Below are 25,332 nucleotides of genomic sequence, written 5' to 3'. Positions count from 1 at the left end.
GCACGCGCGTACCCGTGCGGCGGCACAAGTGTCGCCGGTACGCCCACCGTAACGCCAGGGCGTAGAGCGGTACCTCAGGCGGGGGCAAGCACAATGGAGCAGTGCTGCCAATCGTGATGTGGTCCCTCGTCGTGCCGCTCAAACCGCTCGCCCTCGCCAAGAGCCGTCTGGCCAGCGCGGCCGGGCCGGTGCTGCCCGGGCTCGCGCTGGCGTTCGCCAAGGACACGGTGACCGCCGCGTTGAACTGCCGGGCGGTCGGAAGTGTGACTGTGGTCACCGACGACCCGCTCGCCGGGGCGCAGCTCGCCGCGCTCGGCGCCCGTGTCGTCGCCGACACCCCGGCCGCCGGGCTCAACGCGGCGCTCGCGCACGGCGCCCTGTGGGTGCGCCGCGATCGCCCTGACACCCCCGTGGCGGCCCTGAACGCCGATCTCCCGGCGCTGCGGCCCGCCGAATTGACGCGCGTGCTGGACGCCGCCTCGGCGGGCCCCGGGCGGGCGTTCCTGGCCGACGCCGCGGACCTGGGCACCACGCTGCTCTGCGCCGCCCCCGGAACCGCCCTCGCCCCGGCCTTCGGCGGCCCCTCCCGGGCCCGCCATCGTGCCTCGGGCGCGCGGGAGATCACGCTGACCGGCGTGGACTCCGCACGGCGTGACGTCGACACCGCCGACGACCTACGCGCGGCCCTGGCACTCGGCGTGGGCCGGTACACAGCGGCGCTGATGCCGCTGCCATCGATCGCCGGGCATTCCCAGGCCCTGTCCGACAAATAGCGCCGGCCGGCCGGCGGGCGGGCCCCCGCGGTGCAGGCAGGATTTGCCGGACAGGGCCTGGGGCGGCCTGCCGACGGCGCCGGGCGAGCCGCTCGGCCCTCCTTGGCAGGACGGACGGGATCGTGCCTGCCGCAGCCCTACTACGCTGGCCGTATGCAGGCGACCTCGTACACCTACGATCCCGAGACCCGTGGCGGCAGTGTGCTGCTCGACGACGGGACCCCACTGCCGTTCGACGCGGCGGCCTTCGACGCGGGGGGCTTGCGGCTGCTGCGGCCGGGGCAGCGGGTGCGGATCCGCACCGAGGGGTCGGGGCCGGGGCGCAGGGTGGTGTTCGTGACGCTGCAGACGTTCCCGGACCCGGGGGCGTAAGGGCGAAGCCTCCTGGTCTCCGGACGCAATGGCGCGGGCCGGGCTCCCCGGAGGGAACCCGGCCCGTCGCGGCCTCTGGTAGGCGGGTTACCTACTGGCGGCGGCCCGTTTGGGGGTGGTCTTGCGCCCGGCTGTCTTGCCAGGCGCCTTCTTGGCCGGCGAGGTCTTCCTCGCGGCGGCCTTCTTGGTGGTGGTCTTCTTCGCGGCCGCGGTCTTCTTGACCGCGGAGGTCTTCTTGGCGGCCGTGGTCTGCTTCGCGGCGGTCTGCTTTGCCGGAGTGGCCTTCTTGGCGGCGGTCTTCCTGGCCGCCGTGGTCTTCTTCGCGGCCGCCTTCTTGGTCGTGGCCTTGGCGGTAACGCCGCCGGTGAGGCTGCCCTTGGGGGCCTTCTTCACCGAGACCTCGCCGCCCCTGGGGAGCTTCTTTGTCCCGCTGACCAGGTCTTTGAAGCCCTGGCCGGCACGGAATCGCGGCACGGAGGTCTTCTTGACCCGGACCCGCTCCCCGGTCTGGGGGTTGCGGGCGTAGCGGGCGGGACGCTCCACCTTCTCGAACGATCCGAAACCTGTGACCGAGACCCGGTCACCGCCGACAACCGCACGGACGATGGCGTCCAGAACCGCGTCCACCGCTTCTGCGGCGTTCTGGCGGCCGCCGAGCTTGTCGGCAATCGCTTCAACGAGCTGCGCCTTGTTCACGTCTTCCCCTTCGGAACTTGCCCGGCGAATGAGTTCGGGCTTTTTCGCACGTTAGGCGGATATATACCGCAAATCAAATACGAAACGGGCGAATCACCCTTGTGCCGCAACGAACTCGGCTCTCAGGGACTTCCTTCGTCGGGGAGCCGGCCTTCCTCCAGGTCCTTCATCAGAGCGTCCAGACGCCTTGCCGCAGCCGGGAGATCACGTTTCGCGGCCGCCGTGATGACGAGCAGTCTGCGGCTCAACTGGACCCGGACTTCATCGGTCACTTGCAGACCCGCCACTCGGGTGTGTGCCTGCTTCAGCCGGGCGGCGAGGAGCCCGTACAGCTCGAGCCCCTCATCGCGTTCCATCTCTCTCCTCCACAAGGGAATCCTGCCCTTCAGGTCAGAGGGAATGCGATCCTGGTGCGCGTACGAAGCGTAGCGGCCCAGCACAGTCAGTCACCTGTTCCGGGGGCGGTCACCAAGCCGGTGGCGAACTGCCCGGACCGGGCAGGCGCAAACGCGACGTAGCGCCCCACGCCATAGGGCGGGGGCGCTACGAGGACGTGCGGGCCGGAAGACCCTCAGGCCTGCACCGTCTGTGGCTTGTACGCCGGACGCTTGGCCTCGTACGCGGCGATGTCGGGCTCGTATCCCAGCGTGAGGCTGATGTCGTCCAGGCCTTCCAGAAGCCGCCAGCGGGCGTTGTCGTCCAGTTCGAACGGGGCGGTGATGCCCTCGGCACGGACCTCGCGGGCGACGAGGTCGACGGTGATCTCGGCGGCCGGGTCGCCTTCCGTGATCTTCCAGAGCTGTTCGACGGTCTCCTGCGGGAGGATCACCGTGAGCAGGCCGTTCTTCAGTGAATTGCCACGGAAGATGTCGGCGAAGCGGGACGAGATCACGGCCTTGAAGCCGTAGTTCTGCAGCGCCCACACCGCGTGCTCGCGGGAGGAGCCGGTGCCGAAGTCGGGGCCGGCGATCAGCACGGTGGCGCCCGCGCGCTCGGGCTGGTTGAGGATGAAGGCCGGGTCCTTGCGCCAGGCCTCGAAGAGGCCGTCCTCGAAGCCGTTGCGGGTGACCTTCTTCAGCCAGTGGGCCGGGATGATCTGGTCGGTGTCGGCGTTGCTGCGGCGCAGGGGTACAACCCGGCCGGTGTGTGTGGTGAAAGCTTCCATGACGCTCAGGCCTCCACGGAGTCGAGGTCGGCGGGGGACGAGAGGCGGCCGGTGACCGCGGTGGCGGCGGCGACCTGGGGCGACACCAGGTGGGTGCGGCCGCCCTTGCCCTGCCGTCCCTCGAAGTTACGGTTCGAGGTGGACGCGGAGCGCTCGCCGGGGGCGAGTTGGTCGGGGTTCATGCCCAGACACATCGAGCAGCCCGCGTGCCGCCACTCGGCGCCGGCCGCGGTGAAGACCTTGTCCAGGCCCTCTTCGACGGCCTGGAGAGCGACCCGTACGGAACCGGGCACGACCAGCATCCGTACGCCGTCGGCGACCTGGCGGCCCTCGACGACGGCGGCGGCGGCGCGCAGGTCCTCGATCCGGCCGTTGGTGCAGGAGCCGAGGAAGACGGTGTCGACCTTGACCTCCCGCAGCGGGGTGCCGGCCTCAAGGGCCATGTACTCCAGGGCCTTCTCGGCGGCGAACCGGTCGCTGGGGTCCGCGAAGGAGGCCGGGTCCGGGATCCTGGCGCTCAGCGGGGCGCCCTGGCCCGGGTTGGTGCCCCAGGTGACGAACGGCGACAGCGAGGCAGCGTCGATGCGCACCTCGTGGTCGAAGACGGCGTCCTCGTCGGTCCTGAGGGTCTTCCAGTACGCGAGCGCCGCGTCCCAGTCCTCGCCCTCGGGGGCGTGCGGACGGCCCTGCAGGTAGTCGAAGGTGGTCTGGTCCGGGGCGATCATGCCTGCCCGGGCGCCCGCCTCGATCGACATGTTGCAGATGGTCATCCGGGCTTCCATCGAGAGCTTCTCGATGGCCGGGCCGCGGTACTCGATCACATAGCCCTGGCCGCCGCCGGTGCCGATCTTGGTGATGATGGTCAGGATCAGGTCCTTGGCGGTGACCCCGGGAGGCAGTTCGCCGTCAACCGTGATCGCCATGGTTTTGAACGGGGCGAGCGGCAGCGTCTGGGTGGCCAGCACATGCTCGACCTGCGAGGTGCCGATGCCGAACGCCAGCGCGCCGAAGGCGCCGTGGGTGGAGGTGTGACTGTCGCCGCAAACCACCGTGGTACCGGGCTGGGTCAGACCCAGCTGCGGGCCGACGACATGCACGACACCCTGCTCGACGTCGCCCAGCGGGTGCAGCCGCACCCCGAACTCCGCGCAGTTCTTCCGCAGCGTCTCCAGCTGGGTGCGGGAGACCGGGTCGGCGATCGGCTTGTCGATGTCGAGGGTCGGGGTGTTGTGGTCCTCCGTCGCGATGGTGAGGTCCAGACGGCGCACTTGGCGGCCGTTGAGCCGGAGGCCGTCGAAGGCCTGGGGGCTGGTGACCTCGTGGAGGAGGTGCAGATCGATGTAGAGGAGGTCGGGTTCGCCCTCGACGTGCCGGACGACGTGGTCGTCCCAGACCTTTTCCGCGAGTGTCCTGCCCATCGCTGTCCCTCCGACCGGCCGCACTGCCGGCCAACTCGTACGGTGCCGCGGCGGGCCGGTCCCCTCGTAAGGGAGGCCACTGCGACCTTGTCGCCTACCAGCCTGACGCGTTACCCGGAAAATTGGACTTGCGTTTCACAGAGTGAGACGCGAGTATCGTTGCATGGACAACTCTAGTGGCGTCGGCGTTCTCGACAAGGCGGCTCTGGTGCTCAGCGCACTGGAGTCCGGCCCGGCCACCCTGGCCGGACTCGTAGGCGCCACGGGCCTCGCCCGGCCGACCGCCCACCGCCTCGCGGTTGCCCTGGAGCACCACCGCATGGTCGCCCGCGACATGCAGGGCCGCTTCATCCTCGGCCCCCGGCTCTCCGAACTCGCCGCGGCGGCCGGCGAGGACCGGCTGCTCGCCACCGCCGGGCCGGTACTTACCCATTTGCGTGACGTTACCGGAGAAAGCGCCCAGCTCTACCGGCGCCAAGGGGACATGCGGATCTGCGTCGCCGCGGCGGAGCGGTTGTCCGGGCTGCGGGACACGGTGCCCGTCGGCTCCACCCTTCCGATGAAGGCCGGGTCCGCCGCCCAGGTCCTGCTCGCCTGGGAGGAGCCGGAGCGGTTGCACCGCGGGCTCCAGGGCGCCCGTTTCACGGCTACGGCTCTTTCCGGCGTACGGCGACGGGGCTGGGCCCAGTCCATCGGCGAGCGCGAGCCGGGCGTGGCGTCGGTGTCGGCGCCCGTGCGCGGGCCCTCCAACCGCGTTGTCGCCGCTGTGTCCGTCTCCGGGCCCATCGAGCGCCTCACCCGGCACCCCGGGCGTATGCACGCCCAGGCGATCATCGACGCGGCCGGCCGGCTCAGCGAAGCGCTTCGCCGCAACGGCTGAGCCTGAGCCCGTACAAAGCACAATGGCCCGGCGCCTTCGCGCCGGGCCATTCGCTTACGTACCCCCGACCGGATTCGAACCGGCGCTACCGCCTTGAGAGGGCGGCGTGCTAGGCCGCTACACAACGGGGGCTTGCTCTGTACGAAATACGCTGGGGTACCAGGACTCGAACCTAGAACAACTGAACCAGAATCAGCCGTGTTGCCAATTACACCATACCCCATGGCATGTCAAGTACCCCCGACCGGATTCGAACCGGCGCTACCGCCTTGAGAGGGCGGCGTGCTAGGCCGCTACACAACGGGGGCCCTAGCGAAGTCCCTTACGGGACCAGTACCCCCGACCGGATTCGAACCGGCGCTACTGCCTTGAGAGGGCAGCGTGCTAGGCCGCTACACAACGGGGGCTTGCTCTGTACGAAATACGCTGGGGTACCAGGACTCGAACCTAGAACAACTGAACCAGAATCAGCCGTGTTGCCAATTACACCATACCCCACCAAAATCCAACCCCTGATATTGTGGGGTTTTGTTTGGTTAGCGCTTCCCGGCCCGGCCCTGCGGCCCGCCCGAGCGGCGCAGGAAGAACATTACCCGATGCGTGACGGCGCTCCAAAACGGGTATCGCCCGCCAGCAGCGCTGGCAGCTGCCCCAGACCGGTGATCATCCGCAGGCCGGGCAGGCCGGCGCCGGTGCGGGCCCGGTCCAGCCAGATGCCGGTGAGCCCGGCCTCGTCCGCGCCGCGCGCGTCGATGTCCGGCTTGTCGCCGACGTACGCCACCTCGCGGGGCGGCAGGCGGAGTGCGTCGCAGGCCGCGAGGAACGCCTCCGGCGCGGGTTTGGCGTGGCCGAGTTCCGCGGAGCAGAGCAGCACCTCGAAGCGGTCACGCAGCCCCAGGGCCCGGAGCTTGGGGTCCTGCTGGAGGACGCTGGAGTTCGACAGCACCCCGTGCCGGTACGCGGGCGTAAGGGCGTCCAGAGCCGGTACGACATCCGGGAAGGCGGACCAGTCGGCGCCCTCGTAATGCACCCGGTAGCCCTCGAACCAGGCATCCGCCTCGGCGTCGGCCAGTGGCCGTCCCAGAAACGCGCGGACGCGTTCGCGGCGCTGTTCCGGGAATGTCAGCTCGCCGGCCAGGAAACGGTCGTAGTGGATCTCCATCACCGCGCGCCAATGACCGAGGGCCTGCTCCGCGCTTTCGTACGCGCGCAACAGGCCCTCGGCCTCGAAGTACCGCAGTGCGCCGGTGCGTTCGGCCCCCGAGTAGTCGAAGAGGGTGTCATCGATGTCCCAGAGGACAGCGCGGATCGGCATGCCGCCGACCCTACAGACCAGCGGACCTCTGCGGCCGGTCAGCCACCGAGCTTGGCCAGGGCGGCGTCGAGGCGGGCGAGGGTGCGGTCGCGGCCGAGGACTTCGAGCGACTCGAAGAGCGGCAGGCCCACGGTGCGGCCGGTGACCGCGACGCGGACCGGGGCCTGGGCCTTGCCGAGCTTCAGGCCGTGCTCCTCGCCTGCGGCCAGGACGGCCTCCTTGAGGGTCCCGGCGTTCCATTCGGCCTCGGCGAATTTGCCGCGGACGGAGCGCAGGAGCGCGTCCGAGCCCTCCTTCATCGCCTTCTGCCAGGACACCTCGTCCTCCACCGGCTCGTCGAGGAAGAGGAAGTCGACGCCTGCGGTGATCTCGGACAGGACCGTGAGCCGGGTCTGGGCGTGCGGGGCGAGCGCCTCGAAGGCCTCCTGGTCGAACGCCTCCGGGGACCAGGGGGCGAAGGGCGCCTTCAGCCAGGGGGCGCAGGCCGTGATGAAGTCCTTGACGTCCAGCAGGCGGATGTGGGCGGCGTTGATCGCCTCGCACTTCTTCAGGTCGAAGCGCGCCGGGTTGGCGACGACATCCTTGATGTCGAAGGCGGCGACCATCTCGTCCATGGAGAAGATGTCCCGGTCCTCGGAGAGCGACCAGCCGAGCAGCGAGAGGTAGTTGAGCAGGCCCTCGGGCAGGAAGCCGCGCTCCCGGTAGAGGTTCAGGGAGGACTGCGGGTCGCGCTTGGAGAGCTTCTTGTTGCCCTCACCCATGACATAGGGCAGGTGCCCGAATTCCGGCGTGGTGCCATTGCCGACGCCGATCTCGGCCAGGGCGGCGTAGAGCGCGATCTGGCGCGGGGTGGAGGAGAGCAGGTCCTCGCCGCGCAGGACGTGGGTGATCTCCATCAGCGCGTCGTCGACCGGGTTGACCAGGGTGTAGAGCGGGGCGCCGTTGGCCCGGACGATGCCGTAGTCGGGCACGTTCTCCGGGGTGACGGTGATGTCTCCGCGTACGAGGTCGGTGAAGGTGATCGGGTGGTCGGGCATCCGGAAACGGACGATCGCCGTGCGGCCCTCCCGGCGGTACGCCTCGATCTGCTCGGCGGTCAGGTCGCGGCAGTGGCCGTCGTAGCCGGACGGCTTGCCGGCGGCACGGGCGGCGTCGCGGCGGGCGTCCAGCTCCTCGGTGGTGCAGAAGCACTCGTAGGCGTAGCCGGCCTCCTGGAGCCGGCGCGCGACGTCCGCGTAGATGTCCATCCGCTGGGACTGACGGTACGGAGCGTGCGGGCCCCCGACCTCCGGGCCCTCGTCCCAGTCGAAGCCCAGCCAGCGCATGGCGTCCAGGAGCTGCTCGTAGGACTCCTCGGAGTCGCGCGCGGCGTCGGTGTCCTCGATACGGAAAACCAATGTGCCGCTGCGGCCCTTGTTGTGCCGGGCGAAGGCCCAGTTGAACAGGGCTGTGCGGACCAGGCCCACGTGGGGGTTGCCGGTCGGCGAGGGACAGAACCGTACACGTACGGGTCGTGCGGGAGCTGCGCTAGTCACGCTTGATCACCTTGTTGGTGAGAGTGCCGATGCCTTCGATGGTGACGGCGACCTCGTCGCCGACATGGAGCGGTCCGACCCCGGCCGGGGTGCCGGTGAGGATGACATCACCCGGAAGGAGCGTCATCGCCTCGGTGATGTTGACGATCAGGTCCTCAATGGAGTTGATCATCTGGCTGGTGCGGCCTGCCTGCCTCAGCTCGCCGTTGACGGTCGCGGTGATCGCGAGGTCCGAGGCGGCGGCGAGGTCTAGACCGGTCTCGATCCAGGGGCCGAGCGGGCACGAGGAGTCGAAGCCCTTGGCACGGGCCCACTGCTTCTCGGCCTTCTGGGTGTCGCGGGCGGTGACGTCGTTGGCACAGGTGTAGCCGAGGATGACGTCCTTGACGCGCTCGCGCGGCACCTCCCGGCACAGCCGGCCGATGACCACGGCGAGTTCGGCCTCGTGGTGGACCTCGCGGGAGAACGTGGGGTACACGATCGGGTCACCGGGGCCGACCACGGAGGTGGAGGGCTTGAAAAAGGCCCAGGGGGCGGCGGGCACCTCATTGCCGAGCTCCGCCGCGTGCTCCGCGTAGTTGCGGCCTATCGCGACGACCTTGTTCGGCAGCACCGGCGGGAGCAGCCGGACCTTGTCCAACGGGATCCTGGTCCCGGAGAGTTCGAAGTCGGCGAACGGGATGCCCTTGATGATGTCGATGGCCTCGCCCTCGACCGCGCCGAAGGCGACATTGCCGTCGATGGAGAACCTGGCGATGCGCACGGGAAGCAGCTGCCCCTCACTGGGTACCGGAAGTGGGACTCCAGCTTATTTGACACTGCGGGGGGGCGCCTCGCTGCTCCGCGCTACGGCTACTGCGCGCCGGGGAGCTTCGAAAGCACTGTGCGGCGCGGATTCGCCGTCTGCCGCGGCAGCTGGGGGGCCTCGGTGACCTCTGCGTCCGTCAGGTCTGCCGCCGCGTCCTCGGTGACTGTGGTCTGCGGTTCCTCGGCATCCTTGAGGTGCGCGAGGGTGGTGCGCCGGGGGTTGGCTATGGGACGGAACATCATGGTCGTCTTCATGGGCCGGTATGGACCTCTTGGATCGGGGCGCCGGGCAGCAGACGCCGGTTGACGGTCTGGGCGTGTATGTAAACGATCAGGCTAGTGGCGTCAATTCCCAAAACTCCGTGGCCGAGACACCCATTGCGCTGTGATATTGCTCACCAAGTGATGGACAAAGTAGGCGAATCCCACATTTGATCTTGACAAGTGAAAGCGACATAGCGTACTTCACCGGATGATTCACCCTGCCGATCGGTCAACGGGGACCACTGAAGGCCTTGGAATACATAGAAGAAATGTCCATTAGCGCCAGTTATTCAGGGGATAGTCACCGACAACCGGTGACCCACTGGGCGCAGGGAGTCACACGTTTCAAACACTGAGGCCCGGCCCTTGTTGGAGGTCCGTCACTGTGCTGGAATTCCCCGGACCCGCCGTATCCATCGAGCCGGCGCGCAGGGGGCGCGTTCGAGCGCCGAGCGGCGGCTTATACGAGCATCTCGCCGGGGAGGGCGAGGCTCCCAGACTCGACAACCGTCCTGCCGCCCGCGCGGAGGACGCCTGGTCCAGAGGTTGCGACGCTAGTGCAGGGACGTTTCAAGAGGGATGGCGGCGCTGCGGGCGACCCGGAGCAGCGCGGCGGAGCCGACCATGGCTCCGCGCCACGCCGGCCGGACGAGACCGTAGCGGCCGGAACTACGAGCACGCCGAAAAGCAGCGCCGCGACGGGCCGCAGTATGGGGTCCGCCGGCAGAACAGGGCCAGGTCCCCGCGTAGCTATGCGCAACTGGCGCATCAGCACGCGTCTGGTGTCCCTGCTCGCGCTGCCTGTGGTCGCCGCGACGTCGCTGGGTGCGCTGCGCATCCAGAGCTCGCTGGATAACTTCGACCAGCTCGGCAACATGAAGTCGCTCACGGACATCACAGAGAGCTCCACCGAGCTGGCCGCCGCGCTGCAGAACGAGCGCGACGTCGCGGCCGGCCCGCTCTCGTCCAAGCCCCGGGAGGACAAGAACGACGCTGTAGTCGCGGCACGGGAGCAGACCACGCGGGCGAAGCAAGCCTTCGACTCGGTCAGCGGCAATGTCCCGGGCAATCTCACAGGTGTCCGGTCCACGGTGCTCGCGATCAACCGGCAGCTGAGCAAGCTCACCTCGATCCGCGACAACGCGTACACCAACGCTGACTTCATCTCGCAGACCGTCAACGACTACGACGGTCTCATCCAGTCGCTGCTCGCGCTCTCCCAGGACATGGCCCAGGCGACCAACAACCCGGACATGATCACCCAGACCCGTACGCTGGCGGCCTTCTCGTCCGCCAAGGAGTTCGACTCCATCCAGCGTGCCGTGATCAGTGCCGCACTCGCCGACAACAGGCAGCTCGCGACCAACGACTGGCAGTACCTGCAGAGTTCGGCCAGCTCCGAGACTTCCGCCTTGCAGCAGTTCAAGCAGATCTACGGCACCGGTGCGGATGCCCTGCTCAAGGGCATCACCGGCGGCAACGACACGATCAACACGGTCAACGACGAACAGGCGCGGATCGCGGCCTCCGAGACCGGTATCCGCAGTCAGGGCGGCTCGTACCGCGACTGGGACGACGACGCCCAGGTCAAGATCGACGAGATGACCCGGATCGAGCAGTCGCTGCTGAAGGACATGCAGCAGAAGGCGCTGCAGCTGCGCTCCGAAGCCCAGCAGCAGGCGCTCCTCGACGGCGCACTCATCCTGCTGGTGCTCGGCATCTCGGTGGTCGGCGCGTTCGTCGTCGCCCGTTCCATGATCCGCAGCCTGCGCCGTCTCCAGGACACCGCGCAGGAAGTCGCCCAGAAGCGGCTGCCCGAGCTGGTCAGGCACCTCTCGGAGTCCGACCCGCAGGATGTGGACACCTCGGTCGAGTCGATCGGCATCCACAGCCGCGACGAGATCGGCCAGGTGGCCCGGGCCTTCGACGAGGTCCACCGCGAGGCGGTCCGGCTCGCCACCCAGCAGGCGCTGCTGCGGGGCAACGTCAACGCGATGTTCACCAACCTCTCCCGCCGCAGCCAGGGCCTCATCCAGCGGCAGCTGAGCCTGATCTCCGAACTGGAGAGCCGCGAGGCCGACCCGGACCAGTTGTCCAGCCTCTTCAAGCTCGACCACCTCGCGACCCGTATGCGCCGTAACGGCGAGAACCTCCTCGTCCTCGCGGGCGAGGAGCCCGGCCGCCGCTGGACCAAGCCGGTCCCGCTGGTCGACGTGCTTCGTGCCGCCGCTTCCGAGGTGGAGCAGTACGAGCGCATCGAACTCACCTCTGTGCCGGCCGCCGAGGTCACCGGGCGTGTCGTCAACGACCTCGTGCACCTTCTGGCCGAGCTGCTCGAGAACGCCACCTCGTTCTCGTCCCCGCAGACCAAGGTGCGGGTCACCGGCCACGCGCTGCCGGACGGCCGGGTGCTCATCGAGATCCACGACACCGGTATCGGCCTGTCGCCGGAGGACCTCGCCGACATCAACGAGCGGCTGGCCAACCCGCCGACGGTGGACGTGTCCGTCTCCCGACGGATGGGCCTGTTCGTGGTCGGCCGGCTGTCCTTGCGGCACGGCATCCGGATCCAGCTCCGCCCGTCCGACTCCGGCGGTACGACAGCACTCGTCATGCTGCCGGTGGACGTCACCCAGGGCGGCAAGCCGAGGCCGGGTGCGCCGGGCCCCGGCCAGCAGAGCGGCGCGGCCATCGGTCCGATGGGTACCACCGGCGCCGGTGCCGGCGGCGGCGGGCCGCTCGGGCGGCAGCCGCAGCGCAACCAGGTTCCGGCCGCCGAGCAGCGTCCGGCGCTCAACCCCTCCGGCCCCGCCGATGTCGGTGCCCCGCCGAACGGGCGTCCCGGAGGCCCGGCCTGGGCCCAGGACCAGGAGCAGGGCAACCAGGGCCGGGGCCACCGCCGTGGCGGCAGTCGCGGTCAGCAGCCCAAGCGCGGTCAGAACGCCCCGCAGCCGGTCTCCGCGGACCGCGGTCCCATGCAGGACACCGCACGCGGCCACGAGGACGTGGAGGCCACAGCCGCACTGCCGCGCATGGACTTCGACGCGCCGCCCGCCGGCACGTTCCCGCCGGCGGGCACCTTCCCGCCCGCCGGCAACTTCCCGCACACCGGCCCGCAGCACGAATCCACCGGCCAGTTCCCCCGCCCCACCCCGCTCGACTGGCAGCAGCGCCCCGCCGACCCGGAGTCCACCGGGCAAATGCCGCGCGCCGACTTCAACGCCTCGGCACCCGGCGCGATCCCGCACACCGGCCCGCAGCGCGGCCCGGGGAACCCGGAATCCACCGGCCAGTTCCCCCGTTCCACCCCGGCCGGCCGGGACCAGCGCCCCGCCGACCCGGTGCCCACCGGGCAATCCCCGCGCGCCGACTTCAACGCCCCGGCACCCGGCGCCCGTACGTTCCCGCCCTCCGGCGCCGGTCAGCGCCCGCAGCCCGACACCGGTCAGGTCGGCCGGCCCTTCACCCGTAGCGATGTCTTCCAGCCCCCGGCCGACCGGCGTCCCGGCAACCCGGCACGCCCGGGCGGCCCGCAGGCTCCCGGAAACGGCAACCTGCCCGCGCCGCGGCAGGGCAGCGGCGCCCCCGGCAACGGCCTGCCGGAGCAGTACCCGCCCGGCACCGGCCGGGGCAACCCGCAACGTCCGGCTCAGCAGCCGGGCGGCCCGGGCGGTACCCCCTTCGCACCCGGCCGTGACCAGGGCGGCGACCGCCGTCCGCTGCCGCCGGCCGCCGAGCCGATGGCGCTGCCGCCGGCACCGGTCCGCGACGACGAACGCAGCCCGATCTTCGAAGCACTGGAGTCGGACTGGTTCCGCACCGGACAGGCCGAGCGGATGCAGCAGGTCCACGTCGAGAGCGGCCCCGTCGGCCCCACCCGGCAGGCACCCGCCGCACCCAACGGGCAGAACGGTCACAATGGCCACAACGGACAGGGCGCGTACAACGGCCAGGGCGGCGGGTACAACGGGCAGAGTGGCCAGCCCGTCGGCCGCCCGGCAGGGCCCCAGCGGACCCGCGCCGCCCACTCGGCCCCGGCCCCGGCGCCGTCGCCGGTCCCCTCGGCCCAGTCCGCCCAGCACCAGCCCACGCAGCCACCGCGCCGTGAGCCCTCGTCCTGGCGCCCCACCCCGAACGACGAGGTGTGGCGGCAGGCGGAGCAGGTGCGTGAGCCGTCGGCCGGCGGGATCACCCCGTCCGGACTGCCTCGCCGGGTACCGCGGGCGAACCTCGTCCCGGGTGGCGCGGCCCCCCAACAAGCCCCCCAGGGCGGCCCGCAGGTCTCGCGTGCCCCCGACGACGTGCGCGGACGCCTGACGAACCTCCGTCGCGGTATCCAGCAGGGCCGCCAAGCCGGTACCGGCGGCCCCACTCACCAGCAGGAGCGTTAGTTGAGCGCGATGAGCCAGGCGGCACAGAATCTGAACTGGTTGATCACCAATTTCGTGGACAACACCCCAGGGGTGTCCCACACGGTGGTCGTCTCCGCTGACGGCCTGCTGCTGGCGATGTCCGAGGGATTCCCCCGGGACCGCGCCGATCAGCTGGCGGCCGTCGCCTCCGGCCTGACCTCGCTGACCGCCGGAGCCTCCCGGATCTTCGAGGGCGGCGATGTCAACCAGACGGTCGTGGAGATGGAACGCGGATTCCTGCTCCTCATGACGATCTTCGACGGTTCCTCACTGGCCGTCCTCGCACACCCCGAGTGCGACATCGGTCTGGTGGGCTACGAGATGGCCCTGCTGGTCGATCGTGCGGGCGGCGTCCTCACCCCGGACCTGCGTGCCGAACTGCAAGGCAGCCTGATGCACTGAGCTCCATCCAAAGGCCGTACGACCTACGGCATACAGCGGTAGAAAGACAACACATCGCGACCGCAGAACCGCAGAAGCTCGCCAAAGCTCCAGTAGCTCGCTCGGACCCGGAGGACCTGACACATGACCCCGCCACCCGCCTCGCCGGGCCCGTACGGCGCGTCGCACCATGCGCCGTACGAGGGCGAAGGCGACCAGCCGCTGGTGCGGCCGTACGCCATGACCGGTGGCCGCACCCGGCCGCGCTACCAGCTCGCTATTGAGGCACTGGTCAGCACCAGTGCCGACCCGAGCGCTTACCAAGGGCTGCTCCCCGAGCACCAGCGCATCTGCCACCTGTGCCGCGAGATCAAGTCGGTCGCCGAAATCTCCGCCCTGCTGGCGATCCCGCTCGGTGTGGCCCGGATCCTGGTGGCCGACCTGGCCGAGGCCGGGATGGTCGCCATCCACCAGCCGAGCAGCGGTGAGGCCGGCGGACAGCCAGACGTGACACTGCTCGAAAGGGTGCTCAGTGGACTTCGCAAGCTCTAGGCCGGGTCAGCAGGCGGCGTACGGCAGCCCGCCTGCGGCCCGCTCCACCACCTCGGCGAAAATAGTGGTGGCGGGCGGCTTCGGCGTGGGCAAGACCACGTTCGTCGGCGCGGTCTCGGAGATCAACCCGCTGCGCACGGAGGCCGTTATGACCTCCGCGTCGGCCGGAATCGACGACTTGAGCCATGTCGCGGACAAGACCACCACTACAGTGGCGATGGACTTCGGTCGTATCACGCTCGATGACGACCTGATCCTTTACCTTTTCGGTACCCCGGGCCAGGATCGTTTCTGGTTCATGTGGGACGACCTCGTGCGTGGCGCCATCGGCGCGGTCGTGCTGGTCGACACCCGCAGGCTGGCCGACTGCTTCCCGGCGGTCGACTACTTCGAGAACAGCGGGCTGCCCTTCGTCGTAGCGCTCAACGGCTTCGACGGCCAGCAGCCCTACCGTCCCGAAGAGGTCCGCGAGGCCCTCCAGATCGGCCCCGAGGCTCCCATCATCGTCACCGACGCCCGGCACCGCGCCGAGGCGAAGAGCGCGCTGATCACACTCGTCGAGCACGCACTGCTCGCTCGCCTCAAGTAAATCTTCCAGTTTGCCAGTTGTGGCACGGACCGGCTGTGTCTTTGGACATGGCCGGTCTCTGTGTTCATAACGTTTCGACAGAGAATCAGCGCACACCGAACACCGGCTGCTCCCAATCGGCTGCATAGAGCACACATAACTACCGTATTTTGCCACCGCATTACACTTATGCCCGTTATATCCAGGGCGTTTCGGTCACCCGGCCGGATTTGTCCGACGTTTGAAGAGCACCCCCATGACGTGCTGGAATTCGCAGAACCCGAGAGTAGTAACGGCACTTCCGGTGCCGTCTCCGAGAGGTTGTTGGTCGAGTGAGGAACACGAGGCGAGCAGAGTCGGGCCCCGCGGACCAACCGCGGGGCAACTTCACACCGCCTGCGCGACACGGGGCGGCCGGCACCCCCGCGGCCGCCCCCGAACCTGTGGCGATGGAGCCGGTGGCCGGCCCCGGCAACCGCTTCGCCATGCGCAACTGGCGGGTGGCCACCCGTCTGAACGCGATCCTCCTCATCCCGGTGCTGGTCGCGCTCGTCTTCGGCGGCTTCCGGGTGCAGAGCTCGGTGCGGACCTGGCGGGACGCCGATGACGCGGTCCGGATCGCCCAGCTGGTGCGAGCGGCCGTCACGTACGCCACCACGGCGAGCGACGAACGCGATGTCGCCGTGATCCCGCTGCTGAAGGGCGACACCAAGAGCGCCCAGGTGCTGACCGCCCGGGCAGCCACCGACAAGGCCAAGAGCGCCTTCGACACGGCGGTCAGCCGGATGCCGCAGACCACGGGCCTGCAAAAGCGCGTCCAACTGGTCCGCGACGGTGAGAAGAAGCTCGCCTCGCTGCGCGCCGCCGCCTTCACCCGCAAGCTCCCCGGTGTGCAGACCGAAGAGGGCTACCTCGCCGTCACACACCCGCTGATAGAGCTGTCCAACGAACTCGGCTTCGGCAGCGCCAACCAGGCCAGCTTCGGCCGCACGCTCTACGCCATCTCCCTCACCCAGGCAGCCGAGTCGCTGACCCGGTCCATCGGCACCCACATCCTGGCCGAGAACCGCAACAAGCTCGCGACCGGTGAACTCGACACGCAGCTCACCGCCTTGTCCTCGTACGCCTACCTCCAGGGGATCGCGATCGAGGAGTTCAAGGGCGGCGGCACGGACCAGGACGTGGCCGAGCTGCAGAAAGAGCTGACGGCTGCCGCGGCGAAGGGCAAGCAGCAGGTCACCGCCGCCGCCCAGCAGGCCGCCGCGGCGGGCCAGACCTTTGTGGCCCCGCCCGAGACGATCGCGATGATCAAGGAGATCGCCTCCGGCAAGTCGGCCACCCAGCTCGCGGCCGAGGGCATCACTACCACCTCCTGGTTCGCCGCCTCGGCCCTCGGCTTCGACGCCTACCGCAACGTCGGGGTGTACCTCTCCGACAGCGCCCTCTCGGACGCCCAGCACGTCGCCTCCAGCGCCAGGACCGACGCCATCGTCAACTCGGCCATCGTGCTGGTCGCCCTGATCGTCGCCTTCATCGTCGCCGCCCTGATGGCCCGCGCGATGAGCCGCTCGATGCGCCGGCTCCGCAACGCCGCTTTCGACGTCGCCGAGCAGCGACTGCCGGCTCTGGTCGACCAGCTCTCCCGGACCGACCCCGGCCGGGTCGACACCCGGATCCAGACGATCCCGATCACCAGCAAGGACGAGATCGGCGAGGTCGCCCGCGCCTTCGACCAGGTGCACCGCGAGGCAGTCCGGCTCGCCGCCGAACAGGCGCTGCTGCGGGGGAATGTCAACGCGATCTTCACCAACCTCTCGCGCCGCAACCAGGGCCTCATCCAGCGGCAGCTCTCCCTGATCACCGAGCTGGAGAACAACGAGGCGGACCCGGACCAGCTCGAGAACCTCTTCAAGATGGACCACCTGGCCACCCGTATGCGCCGCAACGGCGAGAACCTGCTGGTCCTCGCGGGCGAGGAGCCCGGCCGCCGGTGGAACCAGCCGGTCCCGCTGGTCGACGTGCTGCGCGCCGCCGCCTCCGAGGTCGAGAGTTACGAGCGCATCGAGCTGATCGGCATCCCGGAGACCGAGATCCACGGCACCGCCGTGACCGACATGGTGCACCTGCTGGCCGAGCTGCTGGAGAACGCCACCACGTTCTCCTCCCCGCAGACCAAGGTCCGGGTCACCGCGACCCGGCTCCCCGACGGCCGCGTCATGATCGAGATCCACGACAAGGGCATCGGCCTCACCGCCGAGGACTTCGCGGACATCAACCACAAGCTGGCCGAGCCGCCGACCGTGGACGCCTCGATCTCCAAGCGCATGGGCCTGTTCGTGGTCGGCCGGCTCGCCGACCGGCACAGCATCCGGGTCCAGCTGCGCCCCTCGGGCGAGCAGGCCGGTACCACCTCGCTGGTCATGCTGCCGGAGCCGATCACTCACGGTGGCGGCGGCGAGGAGGAGATCCCGGAGGACGACAACGACTTCACCGTCTCCCGGATCGTCCCCGAGCACGACACCGCCGACTACGCCTACCGGCCCTCGGCGGCCGATCTCGGATTCGACGACTCGCGGTACGAGCAGATCCAGGTGCCCGACGACGCCCGTGCCCTCGACCCCGTGGGCCGCTCGCTGATGCGCAAGGAACGCCGGGCCCAGCTGGAGGCCTCCACCGGCGAGCGGACGGGCGAGCAGCCGCTGCCGGCGTTCCTCGACGAGGCCCCCGTGCAGCACCCCTACGAGTCGTTCGAGGGCGGTTACCAGGAGCAGGGCTACGTCGAGCCCGTGGCCTACCAGGAGCCGCAGTACGAGCAGACCCCGCAACCGGACGGCTTTCCGGCCCAGGACGGCTACGGGGCCCAGGACGAGTGGCAGCAGCAGGGCTACCCGGTCCCCGCCCAGGACGAGTGGGCCGCCCCGGCGCCCGCCCGGCCGGCGCAGCCCGAGCACCAGGAGTGGACCGCTGCGGCCGGGACTGCCCCGTACCAGCCGCAACAGCTCCAGCAGCCGCAGCAGGCCGAATCCGCTCCGGGAGGCGCTTTCGAAGCGCCGGAGCGCGTAGGCTTCCAACGACCGGGCCCCGCCCCGGGCGCCACCCACTCGCTGACCGGCTCCGGCCTTCCGCGCCGGGACCGCAACGGGTCGGAGCAGCCCGAGGAGGCGGCTCAGGCGGCTCCGGAGCAGGAAGAGTCCACCCAATGGCGTTCAGCGAACGACGACAACTGGCAGCGGGCCGAGCAGGCCCGCGAGCCCAAGGCAGGCGGAGTGACCCCCTCCGGCCTGCCGCGGCGCGTCCCCAAGGCCAACCTGGTCGCGGGCGCCGCCCAGCAGACTCCCCAGAGCGGCCCACAGGTCTCTCGCGCACCTGAGGAAATCCGCGGCCGGCTGAGTAATCTGCGGCGCGGCGTCCAACAGGGGCGCAATGCGGGAACTGACACGAACGGCCAGGGCTTCGGCCCCAATCACCAGGAGCGTTAGTTGAGTCCGATGAGCCAGGCGGCACAGAACCTGAACTGGTTGATCACCAACTTTGTGGACAACACCCCCGGGGTGTCGCACACCGTTGTGGTCTCTGCCGACGGCCTGCTCCTCGCCATGTCCGAAGGCTTCCCCCGGGACCGCGCGGACCAGCTGGCGGCTGTCGCCTCCGGTCTGACCTCGCTGACCGCCGGAGCCTCGCGGATCTTCGAGGGCGGGAGCGTCAACCAGACCGTCGTGGAGATGGAACGCGGTTTCCTCTTCATCATGTCCGTATCGGACGGTTCCTCACTGGCCGTACTGGCGCACCCCGAGTGCGACATCGGCCTGGTGGGCTACGAGATGGCCCTGCTCGTCGACCGAGCAGGGACTGTTCTCACCCCCGACCTACGTGCGGAACTGCAAGGCAGCCTGCTCACCTAACGGACAGGCGTGCGGGCGCGTCTGAGTACCCGTAAGGTGCTCAGACGCGCCGACGAGCTGGAGGAGGAACCGTGGCAACGCCCCCAGGCGGAGATGAGTACGGCAATCCGCATCAGCAACCGCCGTTCAAGCGGTTCAACTTCCCGTCTGCCCCAAGCCAGGACCCAGGTCCACAGGCCCCCAGGCAGCACCGGGTCCAGCCGTACGCGCCTCCCCAGGCCCCGCCACCACGCTCTCCTGCCCGCGGCAGCCGCCCGACTCCGATGGGGTCGGACCATCAACCTCTGGTCCGACCGTACGCGATGACGGGTGGCCGCACCCGGCCGCGCTACCAGCTCGCCATTGAGGCGCTGGTCAGCACCACGGCCGAACCGACGCAACTGCGGGGGCAGTTGCCGGAGCACCAGCGGATCTGCATCCTTTGCAGGGAGATCAAGTCGGTCGCGGAAATCTCCGCGCTCCTCTCCATCCCCCTCGGCGTTGCCCGAATCCTCGTCGCCGACCTGGCCGAGGCGGGTCTCGTCGCCATCCACCAGCCCGGTGGCGACGAAGCCGCGGGCGGTCAGCCAGACGTGACATTGCTCGAAAGGGTGCTCAGTGGACTACGGAAGCTCTAGCGGTCCAGCTCGCTCGACCACATCTGCGAAGATTGTGGTAGCGGGCGGCTTCGGCGTGGGCAAGACCACGTTCGTCGGTGCCGTATCGGAGATCAACCCGCTGCGTACCGAAGCCGTGATGACCTCCGCCTCGGCCGGGATCGACGACCTCACACACGCGCCGGACAAGACCACCACCACGGTGGCGATGGACTTCGGTCGTATCACGCTCGACGAGGACCTGATCCTCTATCTCTTCGGTACGCCCGGCCAGGACCGTTTCTGGTTCATGTGGGACGACTTGGTGCGCGGCGCCATCGGTGCGGTCGTGCTCGTCGACACGCGGCGTCTCGCGGACTGCTTCCCGGCGGTCGACTACTTCGAGAACAGCGGCCTGCCCTTCGTCATCGCCCTCAACGGCTTCGACGGCCAGCAGCCCTACCGCCCCGAAGAGGTCCGCGAGGCCCTCCAGATCGGCCCCGAGGCCCCCATCATCACCACCGACGCGCGGCACCGCGGCGAGGCGAAGAGCGCGCTCATCACACTCGTCGAGCACGCGCTCATGGCGCGCCTGCGCTAGGACGGGTACGGGGCGCCTCCCGGCCGATGGCCGGTGGGCGCCCCGTACCCGCTACAGCGTCCAGGACGCCGTCCGTGACGTCAGAAGGCCGTCTCACCCCCCCGCGGGAGGGTGAGACGGCCTTCTGACGTCACGGATCCTCGGCCCTGGCCGTACGTCCGGATAAGCGCGGGAGGTCAGCCCTGCCAGCTGTGCGCGCTGCGGAAGCCCGGCGTGCGCTCCAGACGGCGCCAGCCCGCAGTCGTGCGCGGCCGGCGGACGTTGGCGCCGGTGTCCTGCCCGGCGGCCGCGGCGCGGGCCAGCAGGACGGCGGTGAGGGCGGCGAGCTCCTCCGGCTCGGCATGGCCCTTCTCCACGCGGACAAGGGTCGCGGTATCGGCAGGCGGCGTGCTCACGGTGCTCACGGGGGGCTCTCCTTGCGAGGGCTACTGGGGCGGGTTGCCGTGCTTGCGGGACGGCAGATCGGCGTGCTTGGTGCGGAGCATCGCGAGGGAGCGGATGAGCACCTCGCGGGTCTCGGCGGGGTCGATGACGTCGTCCACCAGGCCGCGTTCGGCGGCGTAGTAGGGGTGCATCAGCTCGGCCTTGTACTCCTTGACCATGCGGGCGCGCGTGGCGTCGGGGTCGTCGGCCTCGGCGATCTGCTTGCGGAAGATGACATTGGCGGCACCTTCGGCGCCCATCACGGCGATTTCGTTGGTGGGCCAGGCATAGGTGAGGTCCGCGCCGATCGACTGACTGTCCATGACGATGTACGCACCTCCGTAGGCCTTCCGCAGGATCAGCGAGATCCGGGGCACGGTGGCGTTGCAGTAGGCGTACAACAGCTTTGCGCCGTGGCGGATGATTCCACCGTGCTCCTGGTCCACCCCGGGCAGAAAGCCGGGGACGTCCAGAAGAGTGACGAGCGGGACATTGAAGGCGTCGCACATCTGCACGAATCGGGCCGCCTTCTCGCTCGCCTCGATGTCCAGCACCCCGGCGAGCGAGGCGGGCTGGTTGGCGACGATGCCGACGACCTGGCCGTCGAGCCGGGCCAGCGCGACGATGATGTTGGTGGCCCAGCGTTCGTGGATCTCCAGGTACTCGCCCTCGTCGACGATCTCCTCGATCACCTTGCGCATGTCGTACGAGCGGTTGCCGTCGGCCGGCACCAGGTCCAGGAGCACATCCCCGCGCCGGTCGGCCGGGTCGGTGCTTTCGACCGGCGGCGGGTTCTCGCGGTTGTTCTGCGGCAGGAGGGAGAGCAGGTAGCGGACCTCTTCGATGCAGGTCTGCTCGTCGTCGTACGCGAAGTGCGAGACACCGGAGACCTCGGAGTGGACATCGGCGCCGCCGAGCCCGTTCTGGGAGATCTTCTCGCCGGTGACCGCCTGGACGACGTCCGGGCCGGTGATGAACATCTGCGAGGTCTCGCGGACCATGAACACGAAGTCCGTCAGCGCCGGGGAGTAGGCGGCGCCGCCCGCGCACGGGCCGAGCATCACGCTGATCTGCGGGATCACACCCGAGGCGCGGGTGTTGCGCTGAAAGATGCCGCCGTATCCGGCCAGCGCCGAGACGCCCTCCTGGATGCGGGCGCCGGCGCCGTCGTTCAGCGACACCAGCGGGGCACCGGCCGAGATGGCCATGTCCATGATTTTGTGGATCTTCGTGGCGTGGGCCTCGCCGAGCGCCCCGCCGAAGATCCGGAAGTCATGCGCGTACACAAAGACGGTCCGGCCGTGGACGGTGCCCCAGCCGGTGATCACGCCATCGGTGTACGGCCGCTTCGCCTCCAGGCCGAAACCGGTCGCACGGTGCCGGCGCAGCGGTTCGACCTCGCTGAACGAGCCCTCGTCGAGCAACAGGTCGATCCGCTCACGAGCGGTCAGCTTCCCCTTGGCCTTCTGGGCCTCGGTCGCCCGGTCGCTCGGACCGCGCCGGACCTGCTCACGAATCTCGTGCAGCTCGGCGACGCGCCCACGGGCGTCATTCACCGCGGTCGGCTCGGTCGGCACCTCGTCCAAAACGGTCATGCCAACGACGATACGAGTGACCACCTTCGAAAATCGGCGTCCACTTCGTACAGTGTCCTGGCCCGCTTCATGGAGCATCTGGACAGAAGCAACACAAGAATGGCCCCGCGCGCACCGCGCAGGGCCATTTCTTTGTATCGTCCGTCCAGCGGTCCTCCGGCGTCCCGCTAGCGTCCCGCGACCGCCTCCGCGAGGGAAAGCACCCGGCGGGCGTCCTCCACATGGAGGTTCTCGATCATCCGGCCGTCGACGGTGACAACGCCCCGGCCCTCCGCCGCTGCCGCCTCGAAGGCCTCGATGATGCGCCGGGAGCGCTCGATCTCCGCCTGGGACGGCGCGAACGCGCTGTTGCAGGGCTCCACCTGCTTAGGGTGGATCAGCGTCTTGCCGTCGAACCCGAACTGACGGCCCTGCACACACTCCGCCTCGAAGCCCGCCAGGTCCTGGACGTCGTTGTAGACACCGTCCAGGATCACCTTCCCGGCAGCCCTCGCACCGAGCAGGGCGAGCGACAGCCCGGTGAGCAACGGCGCCCGGCCCGGGACGAATTCGGCGTGCAGCTCCTTCGCCAGGTCGTTGGTGCCCATGACCAGGACGGTGAGGCGCTCGCTCGCCGCCGCGACAGCGCCGGCGTCCAGCATCGCCTGCGGAGTCTCCACCATCGCCCAGATCGCGGTCCGGTCCGGCGCGCCGGCGGCCTCCAGAGCCCGCTCGACGGCGTGCACCGTCTCCGGCGAGTCCACCTTGGGCACCACCACCGCGTCCGGGCCCGCCTCGGCCGCCGCCCGCAGGTCCTCGGCGTGCCACGGGGTGCCGGGCGCGTTGACCCGGATGGTGACCTCCCGGTACCCGTACTCGCCCGAGGCAACGGCGGCGGCGACCCGCTTGCGGGCGTCGGCCTTGGCATCGGGCGCGACGGAGTCCTCCAGGTCGAGGATGAGCGCGTCCGTGGGGAGGGTCTTGGCCTTCTCCAGCGCGCGCTCGTTGGCCCCGGGCATGTAGAGCACGGAGCGGCGGGGCCGCAGGATCGCGTCGTCGGTCATGGTCGTCATTCCTTCTCTGCGGCGGCGTACGCCTTGGCCAGCTCGGGATCGCGTGCCGCCAGCGCCTCGGCCAGCTCCACGACCACATGACACTGCTTCACGGTCGCGTCGTCCTGCATCTTCCCGTCGATCATCACCGCACCGGTGCCGTCGCCCATCGCGTCGATCACCTTCCGCGCCCACGCGACATCGGCGGGCTCCGGCGAGAAGACCCGCTTCGCGATGTCGATCTGCACCGGGTGCAGGCTCCACGCCCCCACGCAGCCCAGCAGAAAGGCATTGCGGAACTGGTCCTCGCATGCCGTCGTGTCCCTGATGTCCCCGAACGGCCCGTAATACGGCAGGATGCCGTAGGCGGCACAGGCATCCACCATCCGGGCGATCGTGTAGTGCCACAGATCCTGCTGGTACGTGGCCCTCGGCAGCTCGTCACCCTCCGGGTTCGGGTCCTGCCGGACCAGATAGCCCGGGTGCCCGCCGCCGACCCTTGTGGTCTTCATCCGCCGGCTCGCCGCCAGATCGGCCGGCCCGAGCGACATCCCCTGCATCCGGGGGCTCGCCCCGGCGATCTCCTCGACGTTCGCCACCCCTGTGGCCGTCTCGAGGATGGCGTGCACCAGGACCGGCCGGGTGAGACCTGCCTTCGCCTCCAGTTGCGCCAGCAGCCGGTCCACGTAGTGGATGTCCGCCGCGTCCTCCACCTTGGGCACCATCACCACGTCCAGCTTGTGGCCGATCTCGGTGACCAGGGTGAGAAGGTCGTCCAGGGCCCAGGGCGAGTCCAGGCTGTTGATCCGCGTCCACAGCTGCGTCTCGCCGAAGTCCGTGGCCTTCGCGATCCGCACCAGCCCGGCCCGCGCGGCCTCCTTGCGGTCCGCCTGGACCGCGTCCTCCAGATTGCCGAGCAGGACGTCCGCCTTCGGGGCGAGTGACGGCACCTTCGCCGCCATCTTCTCGTTGCCCGGATCAAAGAAGTGGATCATCCGCGACGGCCTGAAAGGCACCTCCCGTACGGGGTCCGGGGCCCCCACGGCCAGCGGGCGGAAGAAGTCCTTCGCGGAACGCATGCAATCTCCCAGGTCGTATCGAGGGTGGGGAGCTTTCCGGCGCTCACTTTAGAGCCGCCCCGCAGTTACGCTACTGGGCAGTACCTGTGCTGTTGCTCACCGCCGGGTCCCAGCGGAGCGTCATGTCCGGCTCGTTCTCCATGTTGCGGCTGCCGTCATTGGTGTCCATGACGGTGAAGCCGTGCCGCTCGTAGAACGCGCGGGCGTCGGTGTTGCGCTGGAAGACATGCAGCGAGAGCCCGCCCGGGCTGTGCCGCCTGACCTGGTCGAGCAGCAGCGTTCCGATACCCCGTCGGCGTACGTCGGGGCGAAGGTAGAGATGCTCCAGCATGTCCCCTTCGAGTGCGGCGTACCCCAGGACTTCTTCCGCGCCGTCCACCGCCACCCAGGTGCGGCACTCCGCCAGAACGATGTCCCGCACCCACCGGACCACCTCCTCGTCGCTGCGCCGGCGCGGCGGGAGGTACGGCATGGCCGCTTCCCTCGAGTTCACATGAATCCGCATGATCGCCTTCGCGTCCGCCGCGACCGCGGGCCGGACGATCACCTTGTTGTTGTCTGTCATGCGCGCACCCTACGGCGACAATGCCCGGTTCAGGTGGCTGGACGACGGCAAACGGCCGGCCCTCGGCGCAGTGGTTCTCCGACGCCCTCCGCGCGCCCTCACGGCTGGTGCGCGGGCCGCCCGGCTTCGACCGTGACGGCTGGGGCGAGCGCATCACCACCGGCGGCGCCGGCTTCGGCTACGCGACACGCTGCATACGGTGCGCCGTCCCCATGTTCGACCGGCGCACCGGTCTCACGGCCGCCCCGAGCCCATCCGCACCCTGGCCGACTACCGCCGCGAGCCCGAGTACGACAAGGGCGTGAGCTTCGGTATCAAGGCCGCCGTCCTGCGGACCGAAACCATCGGCGTCGGCGACCGAAGTGCGGGTGGACGCCTGGGCGCGCTGAGCGGCGGGACGCCGGGCGGCCTCGGCCGGCCTGG

Annotated in this window: 25 protein-coding genes and 5 tRNA genes; 12 read left to right on the top strand and 18 right to left on the bottom strand. The window is 69.6% G+C overall.

All coding sequences use genetic code 11. The features are described 5' to 3' along the window. The first annotated feature begins 116 nt into the window (after nt 1-116). Entirely contained in the window at nt 117-773 is a 657-nt protein-coding gene (gene cofC / locus FCI23_RS10140) for a 2-phospho-L-lactate guanylyltransferase (protein ID WP_136723277.1), read from the top strand. Between the two features lie 153 nt (nt 774-926). Beyond that, a complete protein-coding gene (locus FCI23_RS10135) occupies nt 927-1,145 on the top strand; it encodes a hypothetical protein (RefSeq protein ID WP_136723147.1) in 219 nt (72 codons plus the stop codon). 87 nt (nt 1,146-1,232) lie between these two features. On the opposite strand, the gene FCI23_RS10130 is transcribed toward FCI23_RS10135, so the two are convergent. The 4 genes from FCI23_RS10130 to leuC all read right to left on the bottom strand — a co-directional run bounded on the left by FCI23_RS10130 (nt 1,233) and on the right by leuC (nt 4,424). Then, complete coding sequence (locus FCI23_RS10130; RefSeq protein ID WP_136723146.1) at nt 1,233-1,841, bottom strand: HU family DNA-binding protein; 609 nt, start codon at nt 1,839-1,841, stop codon at nt 1,233-1,235. 122 nt (nt 1,842-1,963) lie between these two features. After that, nucleotides 1,964-2,197, bottom strand: coding sequence for an SCO5555 family protein (locus tag FCI23_RS10125; protein WP_136723145.1), 234 nt, complete (start codon nt 2,195-2,197; stop codon nt 1,964-1,966). 215 nt (nt 2,198-2,412) lie between these two features. Further along, entirely contained in the window at nt 2,413-3,006 is a 594-nt protein-coding gene (gene leuD / locus FCI23_RS10120; RefSeq protein WP_136723144.1) for a 3-isopropylmalate dehydratase small subunit, read from the bottom strand. A gap of 5 nt (nt 3,007-3,011) precedes the next feature. Continuing rightward, the gene (gene leuC / locus FCI23_RS10115; protein WP_136723143.1) at nt 3,012-4,424 is read right to left on the bottom strand and encodes a 3-isopropylmalate dehydratase large subunit; all 1,413 of its coding nucleotides are present in this window, start codon (nt 4,422-4,424) and stop codon (nt 3,012-3,014) included. Between the two features lie 163 nt (nt 4,425-4,587). On the opposite strand from leuC, the gene ndgR reads away from it, so the two are divergent. Continuing rightward, nucleotides 4,588-5,304 carry an IclR family transcriptional regulator NdgR gene (gene ndgR, locus FCI23_RS10110; RefSeq protein WP_136723142.1) on the top strand — a complete coding sequence of 239 codons (717 nt, stop codon included), beginning with the start codon at nt 4,588-4,590 and terminating at the stop codon, nt 5,302-5,304. A gap of 59 nt (nt 5,305-5,363) precedes the next feature. Here ndgR and FCI23_RS10105 read toward each other — a convergent pair. The 9 genes from FCI23_RS10105 to FCI23_RS10065 all read right to left on the bottom strand — a co-directional run bounded on the left by FCI23_RS10105 (nt 5,364) and on the right by FCI23_RS10065 (nt 9,216). Then, a tRNA-Glu gene (locus tag FCI23_RS10105) sits at nt 5,364-5,436 on the bottom strand. 19 nt (nt 5,437-5,455) lie between these two features. Continuing rightward, a tRNA-Gln gene (locus FCI23_RS10100) sits at nt 5,456-5,527 on the bottom strand. 12 nt (nt 5,528-5,539) lie between these two features. Then, nucleotides 5,540-5,612, bottom strand: a tRNA-Glu gene (locus tag FCI23_RS10095). A 26-nt stretch (nt 5,613-5,638) separates the two neighbouring features. Continuing rightward, nucleotides 5,639-5,711 (bottom strand) — tRNA-Glu (locus FCI23_RS10090). A gap of 19 nt (nt 5,712-5,730) precedes the next feature. After that, nucleotides 5,731-5,802 (bottom strand) — tRNA-Gln (locus FCI23_RS10085). A 91-nt stretch (nt 5,803-5,893) separates the two neighbouring features. Next, nucleotides 5,894-6,619: an HAD family hydrolase gene (locus tag FCI23_RS10080; protein ID WP_136723141.1), complete on the bottom strand. Its 726-nt coding sequence runs from the start codon at nt 6,617-6,619 to the stop codon at nt 5,894-5,896. 38 nt (nt 6,620-6,657) lie between these two features. Next, on the bottom strand, nt 6,658-8,154 hold the full coding sequence (gene gltX / locus FCI23_RS10075; RefSeq protein WP_136723140.1) for a glutamate--tRNA ligase: 1,497 nt from the start codon (nt 8,152-8,154) through the stop codon (nt 6,658-6,660). Then, a complete protein-coding gene (locus tag FCI23_RS10070; protein WP_136723139.1) occupies nt 8,147-8,917 on the bottom strand; it encodes a fumarylacetoacetate hydrolase family protein in 771 nt (256 codons plus the stop codon). The genes gltX and FCI23_RS10070 overlap by 8 nt, the downstream gene beginning before the upstream one ends. 89 nt (nt 8,918-9,006) lie before the next feature. Then, complete coding sequence (locus FCI23_RS10065) at nt 9,007-9,216, bottom strand: hypothetical protein (RefSeq protein WP_136723138.1); 210 nt, start codon at nt 9,214-9,216, stop codon at nt 9,007-9,009. 761 nt (nt 9,217-9,977) lie between these two features. On the opposite strand from FCI23_RS10065, the gene FCI23_RS10060 reads away from it, so the two are divergent. From FCI23_RS10060 to FCI23_RS10025, 8 genes are all read left to right on the top strand, one after another. Further along, nucleotides 9,978-13,616, top strand: coding sequence for a sensor histidine kinase (locus tag FCI23_RS10060; protein WP_322973816.1), 3,639 nt, complete (start codon nt 9,978-9,980; stop codon nt 13,614-13,616). 9 nt (nt 13,617-13,625) lie between these two features. Further along, complete coding sequence (locus FCI23_RS10055; RefSeq protein ID WP_136723276.1) at nt 13,626-14,039, top strand: roadblock/LC7 domain-containing protein; 414 nt, start codon at nt 13,626-13,628, stop codon at nt 14,037-14,039. Between the two features lie 123 nt (nt 14,040-14,162). Next, a complete protein-coding gene (locus FCI23_RS10050) occupies nt 14,163-14,570 on the top strand; it encodes a DUF742 domain-containing protein (RefSeq protein ID WP_136723136.1) in 408 nt (135 codons plus the stop codon). Then, complete coding sequence (locus tag FCI23_RS10045) at nt 14,551-15,159, top strand: GTP-binding protein (protein WP_136723135.1); 609 nt, start codon at nt 14,551-14,553, stop codon at nt 15,157-15,159. The genes FCI23_RS10050 and FCI23_RS10045 overlap by 20 nt, the downstream gene beginning before the upstream one ends. 428 nt (nt 15,160-15,587) lie before the next feature. Beyond that, nucleotides 15,588-18,617, top strand: coding sequence for a sensor histidine kinase (locus tag FCI23_RS10040; protein WP_246143613.1), 3,030 nt, complete (start codon nt 15,588-15,590; stop codon nt 18,615-18,617). 9 nt (nt 18,618-18,626) lie between these two features. After that, on the top strand, nt 18,627-19,040 hold the full coding sequence (locus FCI23_RS10035; protein WP_136723274.1) for a roadblock/LC7 domain-containing protein: 414 nt from the start codon (nt 18,627-18,629) through the stop codon (nt 19,038-19,040). A gap of 71 nt (nt 19,041-19,111) precedes the next feature. Beyond that, a complete protein-coding gene (locus FCI23_RS10030) occupies nt 19,112-19,657 on the top strand; it encodes a DUF742 domain-containing protein (RefSeq protein WP_136723134.1) in 546 nt (181 codons plus the stop codon). Continuing rightward, nucleotides 19,638-20,216, top strand: a complete 579-nt coding sequence (locus tag FCI23_RS10025) for a GTP-binding protein (RefSeq protein ID WP_136723133.1) — start codon at nt 19,638-19,640, stop codon at nt 20,214-20,216. Before FCI23_RS10030 ends, FCI23_RS10025 begins: the two co-directional genes overlap by 20 nt. A 176-nt stretch (nt 20,217-20,392) precedes the next feature. Here the strand turns inward: FCI23_RS10025 and FCI23_RS10020 are convergent, their stop codons facing one another. The 5 genes from FCI23_RS10020 to FCI23_RS10000 form a co-directional block, all read right to left on the bottom strand. Further along, nucleotides 20,393-20,611, bottom strand: a complete 219-nt coding sequence (locus FCI23_RS10020; RefSeq protein ID WP_136723273.1) for an acyl-CoA carboxylase epsilon subunit — start codon at nt 20,609-20,611, stop codon at nt 20,393-20,395. Nucleotides 20,612-20,641: 30 nt separating this feature from the next. Continuing rightward, nucleotides 20,642-22,234: an acyl-CoA carboxylase subunit beta gene (locus tag FCI23_RS10015; RefSeq protein ID WP_136723132.1), complete on the bottom strand. Its 1,593-nt coding sequence runs from the start codon at nt 22,232-22,234 to the stop codon at nt 20,642-20,644. Nucleotides 22,235-22,401: 167 nt separating this feature from the next. Continuing rightward, on the bottom strand, nt 22,402-23,277 hold the full coding sequence (locus tag FCI23_RS10010; protein ID WP_136723131.1) for an HpcH/HpaI aldolase/citrate lyase family protein: 876 nt from the start codon (nt 23,275-23,277) through the stop codon (nt 22,402-22,404). Between the two features lie 5 nt (nt 23,278-23,282). Further along, nucleotides 23,283-24,344 (bottom strand): HpcH/HpaI aldolase/citrate lyase family protein, encoded by a 1,062-nt coding sequence (locus FCI23_RS10005; protein ID WP_136723130.1) that lies wholly within the window; start codon nt 24,342-24,344, stop codon nt 23,283-23,285. Nucleotides 24,345-24,414: 70 nt separating this feature from the next. Continuing rightward, on the bottom strand, nt 24,415-24,909 hold the full coding sequence (locus FCI23_RS10000) for a GNAT family N-acetyltransferase (RefSeq protein WP_136723129.1): 495 nt from the start codon (nt 24,907-24,909) through the stop codon (nt 24,415-24,417). A 20-nt stretch (nt 24,910-24,929) separates the two neighbouring features. Between FCI23_RS10000 and FCI23_RS09995 the strand changes: the two genes are divergently transcribed. After that, on the top strand, nt 24,930-25,214 hold the full coding sequence (locus FCI23_RS09995) for a hypothetical protein (protein WP_136723128.1): 285 nt from the start codon (nt 24,930-24,932) through the stop codon (nt 25,212-25,214). Nucleotides 25,215-25,332 lie beyond the last annotated feature (118 nt).

The sequence above is a fragment of the Actinacidiphila oryziradicis genome, from assembly GCF_005047355.1.
In the GTDB taxonomy this organism is placed as follows: domain Bacteria; phylum Actinomycetota; class Actinomycetes; order Streptomycetales; family Streptomycetaceae; genus Actinacidiphila; species Actinacidiphila oryziradicis.
This window is presented reverse-complemented; position numbering and strand designations above follow the sequence as displayed.